This is a genomic window from Roseivirga sp. YIW32 (assembly GCF_057219245.1).
On sequence record NZ_JBXVVG010000001.1, the window covers coordinates 845,125 to 859,700 of the forward strand.

At 46.6% G+C, this 14,576-nt stretch carries 14 protein-coding genes; 6 read left to right on the forward strand and 8 right to left on the reverse strand.

Annotated features, from left to right (window positions below):
- Window positions 1-16: 16 nt before the first annotated feature.
- Complete coding sequence (locus AC2D6U_RS04125) at window positions 17-886, reverse strand: TolB-like translocation protein (protein ID WP_484719677.1); 870 nt, start codon at window positions 884-886, stop codon at window positions 17-19.
- Window positions 887-985: 99 nt separating this feature from the next.
- On the opposite strand from AC2D6U_RS04125, the gene AC2D6U_RS04130 reads away from it, so the two are divergent.
- The gene (locus AC2D6U_RS04130) at window positions 986-2,047 is read left to right on the forward strand and encodes an oxygenase MpaB family protein (protein ID WP_484719678.1); all 1,062 of its coding nucleotides are present in this window, start codon (window positions 986-988) and stop codon (window positions 2,045-2,047) included.
- Here the strand turns inward: AC2D6U_RS04130 and AC2D6U_RS04135 are convergent, their stop codons facing one another.
- Genes AC2D6U_RS04135 through modA form a run of 4 tightly spaced genes read right to left on the reverse strand, consistent with a single transcriptional unit; the run spans window position 2,048 to window position 4,710 of the window.
- Complete coding sequence (locus AC2D6U_RS04135; RefSeq protein WP_484719679.1) at window positions 2,048-2,908, reverse strand: ATP-binding cassette domain-containing protein; 861 nt, start codon at window positions 2,906-2,908, stop codon at window positions 2,048-2,050.
- Window positions 2,905-3,576: a molybdate ABC transporter permease subunit gene (gene modB, locus AC2D6U_RS04140; protein WP_484719680.1), complete on the reverse strand. Its 672-nt coding sequence runs from the start codon at window positions 3,574-3,576 to the stop codon at window positions 2,905-2,907. The genes AC2D6U_RS04135 and modB overlap by 4 nt, the downstream gene beginning before the upstream one ends.
- The gene (locus AC2D6U_RS04145; RefSeq protein WP_484719681.1) at window positions 3,573-3,968 is read right to left on the reverse strand and encodes a TOBE domain-containing protein; all 396 of its coding nucleotides are present in this window, start codon (window positions 3,966-3,968) and stop codon (window positions 3,573-3,575) included. The genes modB and AC2D6U_RS04145 overlap by 4 nt, the downstream gene beginning before the upstream one ends.
- Before the next feature lie 28 nt (window positions 3,969-3,996).
- Entirely contained in the window at window positions 3,997-4,710 is a 714-nt protein-coding gene (modA, locus tag AC2D6U_RS04150) for a molybdate ABC transporter substrate-binding protein (RefSeq protein ID WP_484719682.1), read from the reverse strand.
- Window positions 4,711-4,796: 86 nt separating this feature from the next.
- On the opposite strand from modA, the gene AC2D6U_RS04155 reads away from it, so the two are divergent.
- The 5 genes from AC2D6U_RS04155 to AC2D6U_RS04175 are packed head-to-tail and all read left to right on the forward strand — an operon-like array spanning window position 4,797 to window position 9,902.
- Window positions 4,797-5,546 carry an outer membrane lipoprotein-sorting protein gene (locus AC2D6U_RS04155; RefSeq protein ID WP_484719683.1) on the forward strand — a complete coding sequence of 250 codons (750 nt, stop codon included), beginning with the start codon at window positions 4,797-4,799 and terminating at the stop codon, window positions 5,544-5,546.
- The gene (locus AC2D6U_RS04160) at window positions 5,543-6,772 is read left to right on the forward strand and encodes an ABC transporter permease (RefSeq protein ID WP_484719684.1); all 1,230 of its coding nucleotides are present in this window, start codon (window positions 5,543-5,545) and stop codon (window positions 6,770-6,772) included. The genes AC2D6U_RS04155 and AC2D6U_RS04160 overlap by 4 nt, the downstream gene beginning before the upstream one ends.
- A complete protein-coding gene (locus AC2D6U_RS04165) occupies window positions 6,769-7,983 on the forward strand; it encodes an ABC transporter permease (RefSeq protein WP_484719685.1) in 1,215 nt (404 codons plus the stop codon). Before AC2D6U_RS04160 ends, AC2D6U_RS04165 begins: the two co-directional genes overlap by 4 nt.
- 1 nt (window position 7,984) lies before the next feature.
- On the forward strand, window positions 7,985-8,668 hold the full coding sequence (locus AC2D6U_RS04170) for an ABC transporter ATP-binding protein (RefSeq protein ID WP_484719686.1): 684 nt from the start codon (window positions 7,985-7,987) through the stop codon (window positions 8,666-8,668).
- Window positions 8,634-9,902, forward strand: a complete 1,269-nt coding sequence (locus tag AC2D6U_RS04175; protein WP_484719687.1) for a hypothetical protein — start codon at window positions 8,634-8,636, stop codon at window positions 9,900-9,902. Before AC2D6U_RS04170 ends, AC2D6U_RS04175 begins: the two co-directional genes overlap by 35 nt.
- A 497-nt stretch (window positions 9,903-10,399) precedes the next feature.
- On the opposite strand, the gene AC2D6U_RS04180 is transcribed toward AC2D6U_RS04175, so the two are convergent.
- The 3 genes from AC2D6U_RS04180 to AC2D6U_RS04190 form a co-directional block, all read right to left on the reverse strand.
- Window positions 10,400-13,315: an FAD-binding and (Fe-S)-binding domain-containing protein gene (locus AC2D6U_RS04180; protein ID WP_484719688.1), complete on the reverse strand. Its 2,916-nt coding sequence runs from the start codon at window positions 13,313-13,315 to the stop codon at window positions 10,400-10,402.
- A 332-nt stretch (window positions 13,316-13,647) separates the two neighbouring features.
- Window positions 13,648-13,800, reverse strand: coding sequence for a hypothetical protein (locus AC2D6U_RS04185; RefSeq protein ID WP_484719689.1), 153 nt, complete (start codon window positions 13,798-13,800; stop codon window positions 13,648-13,650).
- A gap of 11 nt (window positions 13,801-13,811) precedes the next feature.
- On the reverse strand, window positions 13,812-14,573 hold the full coding sequence (locus tag AC2D6U_RS04190; protein WP_484719690.1) for a phospholipase D-like domain-containing protein: 762 nt from the start codon (window positions 14,571-14,573) through the stop codon (window positions 13,812-13,814).
- Window positions 14,574-14,576 lie beyond the last annotated feature (3 nt).

Below are 14,576 nucleotides of genomic sequence, written 5' to 3' on the forward strand. Positions count from 1 at the left end.
TCGCACATTCTCGCTGCTAATTGTTGATGACCACGGCCAAACGTTTGTTGTTTTGATTTACTGCCATTCGGGTGATGCCTTTGGCAGCCTTTTCTCCTAGATCAGCAAATTCGATCCAATCCTCATCATTCTCCGGATTGTATTTGAAGAGTTTTGTTCCCACAGAAGTAATGTAAGTACCTTCTTGTGTGATGGTCCAGTCATTAGCTCCTTCTGGTTTGGTCCTTACTTTTCTGAACTCATCTGTTTCCTGATAAAGACGATAGATCACCTGACTGCCATCTTCTTCTGTTCTTTCAAAAGCAAAATCATTGGTTTCAGGAATTACCTGAAGCGTCCTTCCCACCTTACTGGTAACGATGATATCATCCACTTCATTGGCATTACCTTTGACTAAGGTGATGGGTTCACCAAGTACAAAGGCCAGAATGTCGTTTTTGCTGTTCCATGCAAAATAACCAACAGGTTCGGCATCAAATAGCACTTGCTCTGGTGGCGCTTGGCCATTCGTATGGAAGATCCACAGGCGTTGCTTCCCATCCTTGCCGACTCGTACGGCACCGAAGGTATCGTAATTGCCGATGATCTGGGCAGAATACTCACTTTCGGCAGATTTGGTCAAGTTCATTTTAGCCCCTTCATAAATGTCCAGGACCATGATGTCTGTCTGGCCATCAAATTCAGAGGTGTACAATAAGAAGTCCTCACGGTAAAAGGTCGGCTGGTTGTCATAGCCTGGTCTGTTGGTGAGCCGAACTTCATCTGAAAGGCTCAGCTTTCCCTTTTTCTCTTTGAGAGTATAGCCCCAAATGTCCGTATTTGATGCGTTTTGGCTATATGCCGCACTGCTGATGCAGAGGGCGAGAAAGTAATGCAGGTATTTCATTGTTCTGGTTTGAAGAATGAAAAGATTAGGAAATTATGCTTTTTCTTAAATCCTTTCCTTTCTTAACAACCAAGTGGCTCATTATCAGTTGTGCCTTTAATGAAAACGCCATTCTTGTCTACCGCTCTCGATTCCATGCGTCAACTGACTGACGATAAAGCAGACGATGTCATTGCGCATTACTTTCCTGCGCAAAAAGCGGATCTACAAGCGCAACTTGCACAGCTCCAAGTCAACCAGGACCTCGAAAAGCTGGAGGTAGCGCCCGTTTTAACTGACTTAATACAGGAGATGAAGAAGGATGCGGCCAAGGGCACGGCCTATTTGAGTCAAGGGCAGGCTTTTTTTAACGATCACGCCTCGGACATCATGTTATTGCTAGGCTTTCTTTCCTTGCCTTATTGTTATGCGGCTGCAAAAGGGGCAGAGGTATTGGTCCGTTCGAAACGAATCGTTGAGCAGCCAGCGGAGCGACTTGCAGAGACGGCACATTTCGTCTTTGATGTATTCCACAAAAACGCTTTCCAAGCGGAGGGAAGGGCATTGGTAGTGATTCTCAAGGTACGTTTAATGCATGCGGCAAGTCGATGGTACGTTTCGCAAGGACCTTGGAATACGGAGGAACTCGGCCAACCTGTCAATCAAGAGGATATGGCGGGCACCAACTTGTCTTTTTCGTTGATGGTGATCAGAGGCTTGCGACGCATGGGCAAACTCATTACCGGAGAAGAAGCCTTGGCCTATATTCAGTACTGGAATTACATTGGGAAATTACTCGGGTTAAAAGAGGAGCTATTGCCTCAGAATAACAAAGAGGCTAACCAACTCGAAAAGGCCATTCGCAAACGCCAGTTTGCTTCCTCTGATGCGGGTCAGCAATTGACCAGTTCTTTGGTTAGCTATTACTACCAGGCGGCTGAAGGAACCCCTTTGGAAGGTAAGGTCAATCAAATGCTTGAATTCCTGCTCGGCGAACCAGTGTGCAATCTCTTGGGATTAAAGACCGATGAGTTGGAATCAAGCTTATTCAAGCCATATACACTGATCATGAAGCTGCAGAATCAATTACTGAAGAAGAATGATTCTTACCAACAGGCCTGGTTCAATTACCAGCAGCAGTCGAAGGATATTTCGCCTGACAGTGCCTTCAGCTTGCCTTGATCATCCGATCCTATGAATGATGGGATTAAAGGCTTTAGAAGCAACCACAACTTTATCGCCTATGTGAAGGCCTGCCGCTTCTTGCTTATCAATAACTACCTGGATCATTTGATTACCAACCAGTATGCCGGCAATAAAAAGTATGCCCTCGTCTTTCAGTGATATCAGGTCTCCTTGGAACTGAAACTTTCCGCTTAACTGTCCTCCTGCGATCAGCTCCGTTGGTTTCCCGGATCTTTCGATTATTCCTTCATCAATGATCAGCAGGTGATCGGCCAGTCGAAGTATCTCGGATTGATCATGAGTGACCATTAGTGTGGTGAGCTGCAATTCCTGATGGACCTTGCTTAAGGTCTGCTGCAGGGCATAGCGTGTGGTGTTGTCTAAGGCAGACAAGGCCTCGTCTAAGAGCAAAAGAGTCGGTTGCTGCGCTAAGGCACGTGCCAGGGCTACCCGTTGTTTTTGTCCACCCGAAAGGGTGTTGATCTTTCGATTGATTAAGTATTGAATGTCAGTAAGATAGATAAATCTATCTAAGTTGTTGTTTGAAGTAAATTCAAGGTTTTGAATCACGGTCATATTTGGGAACAAGGCAGGCTCTTGAAAGACCATGCCAACTCCTCGCTGCTGTGGCGGTATGTCAATGTTACCGTTCTTGTCAAACCAGGGCTTGTTCTTTACCGAAATACGGCCTGCATCAGGAGAATCGAGACCGGCGATCATGCGGAGCAGGCTCGTTTTTCCGGCACCCGATACACCAGAAATGGCAGTAAAGCTACCTTCCTTAATTTCAAATGAAAGGTCGAGTGTGAAGGTGTCAGAACCGTTGTGAAAAGCTTTTTTAATGTCAACCGTAATCATTTGTTCAGTGGCTTAAATGATCGATTATTGACAAGGTACACGGTAAGTAGTATGAGGAAAGTCACCACCACCAGAAAGAGAGCGTACTGATTCGCTGCTGCATAGTTCAGCGACTCCACCTCATCGTAAATGGCAATAGAAGCTACTTTGGTTTCTCCCGGTATATTTCCTCCAATCATCATCACCACGCCAAATTCTCCTATGGTATGGGCAAAGGTTAGGACCAATCCTGTCAGTAAGGACGATTTAATATTGGGCAGTTCCACTTTTCTAAGTGTTTTCCAAGGGCTTTTTCCCATTAAATAAGCCGCTTCTCGCAGATTTTTCGGTAAACCGGCCAAGCCAGATTGGATGGGTTGTACCATAAAGGGCAGGCTGTATATCACAGAGGCCACGATCAAGCCTTCAAAGGAGAAGATCAGCTGTAGACCGAATACCTCATTCAAGAATTGACCTAAGGGACTATTTTGTCCAAAGGCTACTAGGAGGTAAAAACCTAAAACGGTCGGTGGTAACACCAAGGGCATACTGACCAAGGCCTCCACCACTGGTTTCATTTTTGATTTCGTCGTCGTTAGCCATTTGGCTAAGGGGAGGGAGATCACAAAAAGTACGACGGTCACGATCAGAGCCAATTGGAAGGTCAATATGATCGGTTCCCAATTCATGCTTTTGATACCATGACTTCGTTCGTTTTGACCATTGCGACCGCCGGACTTCCCTCGGCAAAACCCAGGCGCTCGACTGATGCGGTCGTAATGATCGCAGCGAGTGGTCCATGTACCGTGTCCAACACAATTCTGCTGAGGAAATGGTCTTTTTCAAGGCCGCTGATGGTACCTTCGATCTGGTTTTGAAGGCTGATCTCCGGTAGTCGTTTGGTGGCTAAGGCTATTTCCGTTTCCTTGATGTGCAAGGTCACTTCGTCGTTTTTCTGATAGCTGTTGTGCTCACTTTTGATGATGATGGCGTATAGCGTACTTGTTCCTTTACTCACCTCGATCAGCTGAAAACTGCCTTCAGATGTAATGCGTGTAATATTTCCGTTGATGCTATTCAAGGTGTTGTGTCAAAATGATGCAGTATAATCAATTTACCCGATACCCATAAGCTCTTAGGATGTCTTTTGCTTCAACGCTCGAAATGAATTGCGCAAAAGCTTCGGCCTCCGATTTCTTTTTGGACTTGCTGACCACGACATAAGCCTGGGCGATGGGTTGGTGTAAGGAGTCAGGGATAAGGATCCATTCACCAGCTGAGCTGAATTTCTTCGATTTAACGGAAGAATAGGAGGTAAACCCTGCATCAACCGTTCCGCTTAATAAGAACTGGTTGACTTGTGAAATGCTTTCACCATAGACCACATCAGGCAATGCCCGGCCTGTTGCTTCCAAATAGTCTTCCGTAGCCTTGCCATATGGGGCTGTTTTCGGATTGGCCATGGCATAGAGTTCCTTCTTACCCTGCGGCTTTTGCCATTCGACTAACTGGCCATAAGCATAAACGACCGGTGCATTGGTCAATTGGCTGCTGGCTAGCTTTTCAGGATATTTAGAATCTGCAGAAAAGAAGAGATCGTAGGGTGCACCAGCTTGTATTTGTGCGGTCAACTTACCTGAAGAGCTGAGGATCATCTCTGCTTTGATTCCTGATTTATTTTCGAATGCCTCGATCAATTCTTCCATGGCAAACTGCATGTTGGCTGCCGTTGCGATGCGCAAGGCATCCGATCTTTTGGTGCAAGCTGCACAGGCTAGCAGACAGCAGCAAAGAAGCAGGAATTTGAACGTTCTTCGACTCATAAAGTGTTGATTAGGCAAGGATAATTGCCTTCTCTAAAGTACATTGCATACGAAGAGACCGATTTTTTCATTTTAATACAACCCTTATGTACAAGCGGCTCCTATTTTTTTTGATGCTGTGCATTGGTACAAGTTTCTCAACCAAGGCACAAAGCGCGAAAGATATCATTCAGAATGCCTTGGACCTACAAAATGGACAAAGTAATGAAGGGGTGTTGGAAATGACCCTAGTCCGACCCAGGTATGAGCGGACTCTGACCATGAAAACTTGGAGTCTAGGAACCGATTATTTCATGATCTACATCGAATCCCCAGCGCGTGATAAAGGACAGGTCTTTTTAAAGCGACAAACCGATATGTGGAACTGGGTACCAAGCATCTCGCGGATGATCAAGCTGCCACCAAGTATGATGAGCCAAAACTGGATGGGATCAGACATGACCAACGACGACCTGGTTAAGATGAACAGTTTGGTCGAAGACTACGAGCAAGAGATCGTTGGGGAAGAAATGATCGAGGGCTTATCGTGTTACGTGATCGAATTGATTCCAAGCCCAGAGGCCAAAGTGGTTTGGGGTAAGATCAAGCTGTGGGTCGCTAAAGAGGACTATTTTCAACTAAAAGGAGAATACTTCGATGAGGACATGGAACTTGTCAATACCATGGAGGCCTCCGAGATCACACAATTTGATGATAGAAAACTGCCTGCTCGATTAGTGATGACCCCTGCGAACAAAGAGGGACATCAAACGATCATGTATACCAAGTCATTGACCTTCTCTGTGCCGATCACAGAAAGCTTTTTTTCACAACAAAACATGAAACGGGTGAAATGAAAAAGCACATGATAATGGCATGGCGCAACCTCTGGCGCAACCGAAAACGGACTAACATAACGTTGGCGTCCATCGTCTTTGCTGTGATCATCGCCACCTTTATGCGTGGTATGCAGCTGGGTAGCTACGACAAAATGCTATCGGATGTCATCACTTCTTCAACCGGTCACTTGGCCATCATGGACAAGCTCTACTGGGATGATAAAACACTGATCAATAGTATGGCATTTCCATCAGACTTGGAAAAGGCCTTGAATGCTGATGTAACCATTGATTTTTGGGCACCTGAGGTGACAGGAGGTTGCTTGGCCAGTTCAGGACCTTATACACGAGGGGTGCTGGTTTTAGGCGTAGATCCGATGGTGAAGGATCGCCAGATGAAATTGAAAGAGAAGCTCATCGCAGGGTCTTATTTGACTGATGAAGATGAGGCTGTACTGATAGGGAAAGACCTGGCGCAATTCTTAAGGATAGGGGTGGGCGATACGATGGTGCTCTTTGGACAAGGTTATCAAGGCGTCACTGCAGCCGCTAAATACCCCGTTAAGGGGGTTTTCGACCATCCCATGGCCGATTTCAACCGGCGATTAACGATCCTTCCGCTAGGTGCGGCGCAGTACCTCTTTTACATGGAGGGCCGAGTCACCAACATCAACCTCATACTGAAGTCAGCTGAAGTGACAGAAGAAAAGGAAGTCGAATACTTAAGTCAGCTCGATACAAGTCTGCTTACGGTCAACGACTGGCAATCAATGAATAAGGAGCTACTCTCTGGCATTGAGTCCGACAATTTTTTCGGGAAGCTGATGATCGGGATTCTCTACATGGTCATCGCCTTTGGGATCTTTGGTACTATTCTCATGATGACCATGGAACGAAAAAAGGAGTTTTCCATCATGATCGCCATTGGAATGCAGCGTTCCCAATTGACTGGCCTCGTGATCATAGAATCCATTTATTTGGCGGCCATTGGTGCCGTGATCGGTTTGATCATAAGTTTCCCTGTGGTATATTTTTATGCGTATAACCCGATCGAGATCACAGGGGAAGCCGCCGAAACCTATCGCCAATTGAACATGGAGCCGATTTTGGCCATTAGCACCAGCCCTGACTATATGGTCATCCAATTCGTGATCGTCATGGGCATCAGCCTATTGGCGAGCATTATTCCCTTGAGGAACATCTATGCATTCAATATTGTAGACATCATAAGAGGAAAGCAATGATCAGGCAGCTGGCATGGCGAAACATATGGCGAAATAAGACAAGAAGCATGGCTGTGATCCTGGCCTTGGCTGCTGGTCTAAGCGGTGCACTCTTTATGTCGGCCATGGCCAATGGTATCGCGCAACGCTCGGTCATGGCTTCTATTGATCGAGAAACCGCGGATATTCAGATACATCAAGCCCAGTACCTGATCATGGAGGACCTCAACATGACCTTTGACGGTGCGGAACTTGATGCGCTATTGAACACCCATTCGGAAATAAGGAATCATTCCTATAGACTGAAAACACCGGCAATGGCCTCAACTGCTACCAATGCCTTGCAGGTGAATTTGATCGGAGTGGAACCGCTTAGCGAACAGCAAGTGAGCACGATCCACAGCTTATTGGAAGCGGGAGCTTATTTTGAAAATGCTTCGCTGCTGCAAGAGATCGTTCTCTCTACGCAATTAGCAGAGAAGTTGAAGGTTAGGATGGGTTCGAAGATCATTCTCTCTTTTGCGAATGTTGAGGGTGAGATCGCTTATGAGAATTACAAGGTCGGTGGACTGTTTAAAACCAATAATGCGGTCTTTGATGAGGCCCATGTGTTTGTCAAGCGAGAGGGTTTGCGAAAGTTGTTAGCGCTCGAACCCGGCATGTTCCACGAAGCGGCAATTCGTTTGAACGAAGGTGCTGTTGTCGAGCGCGCAGCAGAAGACTTGAACGAGCAACTTAATGGCTTGCGTGCTGAAACCTGGAAGGAGCTGAATCCAACCATGGCGGTCGCTTCCTCTACGATGGAGATTTTCAAGTACATTTTGGTCATGATCGTGTTGATCGCCTTGGTATTTGGCATCATCAACACCATGCTCATGGTGATCTTAGAACGGACAAAAGAGATCGGTATGCTACGTTCTTTGGGCATGGCCAAATCGAAGATCGCGCGCATGATCATGTTGGAGACCCTTTATCTGTGTTTGGTGGGTGGGCTGATCGGCAATGCCTTGTCATTTCTTTTGATCAGCTATTTTGGAACAAGAGGAATGAACTTTGAGAGTTTTCAGGAAGGCTTTGAGCAATTTGGTTATTCGGCTGAGATCTTTCCAATGATCGAATCCAGTTTTTACCTGGTGATCACCGTGATGGTCGTCTTCACAGCCATTTTTGCATCATTTTTTCCTATCATGAGAGCCTTTAAACTGGATCTCGCTAGTGCCATAAGAGATTGATATGAGTATTATTTCTACCACACATGCTGTAAAAGTCTATAATCCCGATACCATTCCTGTGAGGGCCGTTGATGACATCTCACTTGCATTCGATAAGGGTGAGTTCACGGCCATTATTGGTCCTTCTGGTTGTGGCAAAACTACCTTTCTTAATTTGATCGGTGGACTTGAATACCCGACGTCAGGAAAAGTACTGGTGAACGGCCAAAGGATAGACCAATTGTCGAGTAAGGCCTTGACCGATTTCCGGCTCCATCATATTGGCTTTGTCTTTCAGGCCTATAACCTGATCCCTGTCATGAGTGCTTATGAGAACATCGCCTTCATCATGGAGCTGCTTGGCAAGCCACAGAAAGAGATCAAGGAGCGCGTGATGAATTTGTTGCAAGCCATGAGCATTGAAGACAAAGCCCATAAACGACCAAATGAGATGTCAGGAGGGCAGCAACAACGAGTGGCTGTCGCTCGGGCTTTAGCCCCGAGGCCAGAATTCATTCTGGCAGATGAGCCGACGGCTAATCTCGACAGCCAGGCTACCGAGAACCTGTTGGATTTGATGCTGAAAATGAACGAGACCGAAGGTACCACCTTTATTTTTTCAACACACGATGACCGAGTGATGAAGCGAGCGAAGCGACTGATCAAGCTAGATGATGGCAAAGTTTTGGCTGATGAGCTGGGTTGAGTTCCCTGAGCGTCTAGCGCCCATGTTCCATGGTCTATGGATAAAAGCCACGAGCGCCAAGCGACAAGCGACAAGGGTTGTGACCTTACTATTCCTTGTAGCTTGCAGCTTACAGCTTGCCGCTCAAGAGGGTTTGCCAGACAAAGAACTCACAGGCTACATTAAGTATCTCCACACCGAGATCATACCGCCAACCGATACGCTCGATTTCACCTCAGATAACTTTTTGCACAATCGCCTAAATTTCAGCTGGTACCTCAATGAGAACTGGACCTTCAAGACCTCTATGCGGAATCGTTTTTTCTGGGGCGAGCTGGTGGAGGAGGCACCGCAACTCTTCCGCAGTCTCGCAGAGGATCCTGGGTTCATGGACCTCAGCTTTGTGTGGCTGCAAGGAGATCGTTCCTTGGGCCATACCATTTTCGATCGGATCAACTTCGCCTATCAAGATGAGCAATGGGAAGTGATCATTGGTAGAGAGCGGATCAACTGGGGCATGACGCTCATCTGGAATCCAAATGATATTTTCAATACCTATGCCTTTTTCGATTTTGATTACGAAGAAAGGCCAGGCACCGATGCCGTGACCGTCAATTACTTTACCTCTGCCACTTCTCAATTTGGCTTGACCTACGCACCGGGGAAGACCTTGGAGGAAAGTACCATTGCCGCACGCTACCGATGGAATACGGGTACTTATGACCTACAGGGCTTTGCCGGCTACCAGAACCAGTTTTATGTAGTGGGTGCTGGCTGGGCAGGAGACATCAAAGGTGCGGGTTTTAGGGGAGAGGGTACCTATTTTGTTCCTGACCAGGGTAGCCTGGGGGAACAGCAGTTTGTGGGGACCTTGGATGCCGACTACTCCTTCTCAAACAGTTTAGCCCTCTTTGTGCAGTTTTCTTATCTCTTCAATTCGCAGGGTATTAATGCACCATCCGGGGATTACTCGGTATGGTTTCTAGACCGAAATTTATCGGCGCAGACCTTGAGTCCTGCCATGCACAACCTGTTCTTCACTATTCGTGGCCAGATCACACCGGTGGTCAATCTGACGATGTCTTCTATGGTGAATCCTGCCGACGGTTCCTGGTTCGTGGGGCCTGCCTTGGATATTTCACTGATGCAGAATGTTGATCTGCTGCTCAATACCCAGCTTTTCCGTGGTGATCCGATGACCCTTTTCGGCGATGGAGGGAGTTTGGTGTTCGGAAGGTTAAAATACTCATTTTGAAAAGGCTCATGCTGCAAGCTATAGGCTTCAAGTCTAGGGAAGCTTCTCGCTACGAGTTTTGAGCTGTTCTTCTCTGAAGTCTGCCGGTTTGGAAGGCATGGAGGTGTCCCGTAGGAACGGAGGAGGATGAAACCTAATTTTAATGCGAAATACGATTATTTTGCTTTGGAACGTCACTGCGAGGCACGAAGCAGTCTTTTTTGAAAGCTGCTCGTTTTTCATGTGTGTGATGTTGATTAAAAATAATAAACGAGTCTAATCCCCCCAACCCCCTTTTCAAAAAGGGGGAGATTGAGTCTTCGTTTTCACTTTAGAGCTAAATGCAATTATCCGTACCTATTCAGGTAATTTTTATCTCCTGATATAAAACTCCATTATCCCCCTTGGTGAAGGGGGCAGGGGGATTGCGCCTTGGTGAAGGGGGCATAGGGATTGTTCCTTGGTGAAATAGGGGGATTGGCCCTTTGCAAAGCCTGCCGGAAAGCAGTGGAGGTAGATTACACTAGAGCATCATATAAAATTTCTACCGGATGCAGCGCCTTACGAGCCGTACCATCTTTGATCTGATGTCGGCAACTCGTACCAGCTGCAGCAATCAGTGTTGTTTCTGGCGTTTCACGTACCGTAGGGAAGAGCACTAGCTCACCGATCTTCATCGACACGGCATAATGCTCTTTTTCATAACCGAAGCTTCCTGCCATCCCGCAGCAACCGGAAGGGATCATCTGTACCTTATAGTTTTTTGGTAGCTGCAAGATCTTCTTGGTGGGCACCATAGAGCTCAAAGACTTCTGATGACAGTGTCCATGCACCTTGATGGTCTTTTCTTCATCGGTGAACTGCTCAGGCTTGATGGCGCCTTGGTCCACTGCCTTGGCTAGGAACTCTTCTATGGTAAAGACATTTTTCGATAGCCTTTTGGCTTTTTCCTGCTCCTCGCCACGTAATAAGGAGGTGTACTCATCCCGAAAGGTAAGAATGGCGGAGGGCTCAATGCCAACCAATGGCGTTTCAGCTGAAACCAGCTCAGCAAAAAGGTTCACATTCGCTTCAGCCAATTGTTTGGCTTGGTCGAGTAGGCCCTTCGACAATTGCGGACGACCTGAATCTTCGTGAACGACATAGATCACTTCAAAACCAAGCTTATCCAATAGCCTCACAGCTGTTTTGCCGATCTCAGCATCATTGAAATTGGTGAACTCATCACAAAAGATGTAGACCTTTTGATCGCTGAATGTTGGGGTGAATTTTTGAAGCCACTTATGAAAACGTTCTTTCGCAATGGGCGGCACAGAGCGTTCTTGAGCAAAACCAACAGCACCTTTCATCAGCTTGCTAGTGATGGGATTGCTAAAGGCAAAATTATAGGCCCAAGGTGCCAGTGAAGCCAGTTTCATGTTCTGAGAGAAAGCAGCGATCTGCTTTGTACGCCATGGAATGCCTTTCTCTTTGTAATACTGGTGTTGCCATTCGGCCTTTAGCTTGGCCATGTCCACATTGGAAGGACATTCGGAGCTACAACCTTTACAGCTCAAGCACAGGTCCATGACCTCCTTGATCTCTTCGTTGGCGAAAGGGTTCTCTTCTATTGAGTGGGTTAAGATCTCGCGTAGAATATTCGCTCGTGCTCTTGTAGTGTCCTTTTCATCTCGAGTGGCCATAAAGCTTGGGCACATGGTACCACCACTTAATTCTGACTTTCGGCAGTCGCCTGAGCCATTGCAATTCTCTGCTGCGCGCAGAATGCCTAGGGTTTCGGAAAAGTCGAATGCTGTGTCAAAGTCTTTGGTTTCCTGGTCCTTACTGTAGCGCAAGGAGGTGTCCATCGGGGGCGCATCCACGATCTTGTTAGGATTGAAGATGTTGTAGGGGTCCCACAACTTCTTGACTTCCTGACAAAGCTTGTAATTGTGTTCGCCCAGCATTTGCGGGATAAACTCCGCGCGTAAGCGGCCATCGCCATGCTCACCGGATAACGAACCTTTGTATTTCTTCACCAAAGTAGCGATCTCTTCAGCGATGACCCGGAAAAGTCGTTGCCCTTCGCTGGTCTTCAGGTCCAAGATCGGACGGAGGTGCAGCTCACCACTACCGGCATGGGCATAGTGCACCGAATACAGCCCATGTTTGGCCAGGATCTCATTAAAGTCAGCAATGTACTGGGGCAGATCTTTGACATCTACCGCGGTGTCTTCTATCACGGGAGCGGCCTTGGCATCTCCAGGTACATTGCTCAATAGACCTAGTCCGGCCTTGCGCAGAGACCAGACCTGTTTGATCTGTTCTCCCTGGATCACAGGAAAGGCATAGCCTCTTTTAGCATTTTTGAGCTCAGTGATCAGTGCGTCTACCTTACGGTCTGCCTCCTCGGGCGTTTCTCCATTAAGCTCTGCCACCAATATCGCTTGCGGATCGCCTTCCACGAAGAAACGCAGCGCATTGTACATGGGGTTGCGCTTGGTGGCCTCCAGAATGTAATGGTCCATCAGCTCACAAGCGGAGGGAACATACTTCAATGCGATCAAGTTGGCATGCAGGGCATCATCGATCGTTTCTGAATGGATACAGACCAAGCGTTTGTTATTGGGCGGGAGAGGGGTCAGCTTGATCTTCGCTGCGGTAACCAAACACAAGGTGCCTTCAGAGCCTGCGATCAGGCTCGAGAAGTTGAAGTCAGTGCCTTGCTCAGCAAAAGGGGTATGACGCAGGAGCATGTCCAGGGCATAGCCAGTATTTCTTCTGGGGATATCCGCTTTGGGATAACCCGCTTCGATCTCTTTTTGGTTCGCCTCATCTCTGAGCATTTCCCGTGTTTCGAAATAGATGCTATTCTGCAATTCTCCCGAAACGGAGAGACCGTTGCAGCGGTCTAAAAAGGCACTCGCATCAACAGGACCGAACCAGGCTTCGGTGCCATCAGCCAATATGGTCTCTACTTCAAGTAAATGTTCTCTTGTGCTATCATAAACAACTGAATTAGAACCACATGAATTATTTCCAATCATCCCGCCGATCATAGCGCGGTTGGCGGTAGAGGTCTCCGGCGCAAAGAAGAAACCATGCTCGGCTAGCTGCTTGTTGAGGTCATCGCGGATCAGGCCCGGTTCTACCCAGGCATAGCCTTCTTCGGCATTGATCTCCAATACTTTGCCGAAGTGTTTGGAGATATCGACCACAATTCCGTCACCGACCACCTGACCGGCCAATGAAGTACCGGCCGTACGCGGGATCAAAGACAGCTCATTTTCTCGAGCGTAATTCACCAAAGTGATGAGGTCTTGCTTGTGGGCGGGAATGGCCACTGCCAAAGGCATTTCTCTGTAGGCAGAAGCATCCGTAGCGTACAATCTACGGGTGGTATTATCGGTGAAGAGTTTTCCTTCTAATTGGTCCTTTAATGCTAGCAATGACATGAGATGCTAAAATAAGGAGGTGTTCATAAAATGGTTTGTGAAAACATGAAATAATTATGCAATCGTGAATCGCTTTACACAAGGCAACCTTCTCTTGGGGACTTTCACCTAGTCTTAGGATCTCCCAAAGACTTAATGGAAAGGTCTTAGCGAGACGCTAAGACCAGATGGGGCGCCATCTTCCCCCTTGGTGAAGGGGGCTAGGGGGATTGCTCCTTTCGTGTCCTGAATTTTGGACGCAAAATGCAGTATGTGTTTTCTACTCAATTGTTTATAAGAACTCAATAGACTCACCTAGTCTTAGGGTCTCCCTAAGACTTGATGGAAAGGTCTTAGCGAGACGCTAAGACCAGTGGGGTAGACCAGTCTTCCGCGGAAGCTGGTGGTGCAGTAGCCTCTTGCAGGAGGACAATATCACAATCAGATGAATTGAGATAATCCCATGACTCTGATCTATGTGCCATATTCCACGAGATGATCTTCATACTAATTCAATTTAATTGATTGGTTCAAAATACAGTTCTTTTCCCCATAACTGAATATCTCTTTCCGGTAAATCGGCCTTATACATTAATTCTGAAAATTCTCTACTGATTTCAAGTACGGCATTCAGGTCGTTGGTTCTCACTCTACTTTCATAATTGTACTTCAAACCACTCCAAGTGAAGTTTATGGAGCCAAGGTAGGCAATGATGTCATCTATGATATAGATCTTGCTGTGAATAGTCGTTTTACTCGAAGTGCGGTTTTGCCATGAACCATAAACTTTAAAGGGAAATAGCTGAGTATAGTAATAATTGTAGATTCTCTTTCTCCGTATTCTAGCTTGGTAACTATTGATCATTAACAACATGATCAAAACCGGCAATAATGCGAAGACCACGAATAGGTTTACCAAATAGAAGAAAAGTAATGCCACAATAACGGTCACTATGACTGAGGCATAACTTAATTTCTTTGAAATATCTTTCCATTTATCCCTTTGCAAAACAGCCTCATAATCAATATTCCTATTCTGCTTTATGAGTTTATGGATATTCTTTTCATAACTGTCATTGTACTCAGGTATATCGTCCGATGTGATTAACTCTACTCTAATACCACGGTCGTGAAGTTTAATCAATTCATTCACCAATGCAGGGGATAAATAGGGAGACACGATCTTAACAGAATTCTGTGCCCTAGATATATCATTCATAAGCTTTTTACCAGCCCCTTTGCCGATATAAATATCACAATTAGCTCCGTTGAAGTTCATGAT

Excerpts from the sequence above, each read along its gene's own strand:
- AC2D6U_RS04125 (WP_484719677.1), bottom strand. The coding sequence starts at position 886 with ATGAAATACCTGCATTACTTTCTCGCCCTCTGCATCAGCAGTGCGGCA.
- AC2D6U_RS04130 (WP_484719678.1), top strand. The coding sequence starts at position 986 with ATGAAAACGCCATTCTTGTCTACCGCTCTCGATTCCATGCGTCAACTG.
- AC2D6U_RS04135 (WP_484719679.1), bottom strand. The coding sequence starts at position 2,908 with ATGATTACGGTTGACATTAAAAAAGCTTTTCACAACGGTTCTGACACC.
- modB (WP_484719680.1), bottom strand. The coding sequence starts at position 3,576 with ATGAATTGGGAACCGATCATATTGACCTTCCAATTGGCTCTGATCGTG.
- modA (WP_484719682.1), bottom strand. The coding sequence starts at position 4,710 with ATGAGTCGAAGAACGTTCAAATTCCTGCTTCTTTGCTGCTGTCTGCTA.
- AC2D6U_RS04155 (WP_484719683.1), top strand. The coding sequence starts at position 4,797 with ATGTACAAGCGGCTCCTATTTTTTTTGATGCTGTGCATTGGTACAAGT.
- AC2D6U_RS04160 (WP_484719684.1), top strand. The coding sequence starts at position 5,543 with ATGAAAAAGCACATGATAATGGCATGGCGCAACCTCTGGCGCAACCGA.
- AC2D6U_RS04165 (WP_484719685.1), top strand. The coding sequence starts at position 6,769 with ATGATCAGGCAGCTGGCATGGCGAAACATATGGCGAAATAAGACAAGA.
- AC2D6U_RS04170 (WP_484719686.1), top strand. The coding sequence starts at position 7,985 with ATGAGTATTATTTCTACCACACATGCTGTAAAAGTCTATAATCCCGAT.
- AC2D6U_RS04175 (WP_484719687.1), top strand. The coding sequence starts at position 8,634 with ATGATGGCAAAGTTTTGGCTGATGAGCTGGGTTGAGTTCCCTGAGCGT.
- AC2D6U_RS04180 (WP_484719688.1), bottom strand. The coding sequence starts at position 13,315 with ATGTCATTGCTAGCATTAAAGGACCAATTAGAAGGAAAACTCTTCACC.
- AC2D6U_RS04185 (WP_484719689.1), bottom strand. The coding sequence starts at position 13,800 with ATGAAGATCATCTCGTGGAATATGGCACATAGATCAGAGTCATGGGAT.
- AC2D6U_RS04190 (WP_484719690.1), bottom strand. The coding sequence starts at position 14,573 with ATGAACTTCAACGGAGCTAATTGTGATATTTATATCGGCAAAGGGGCT.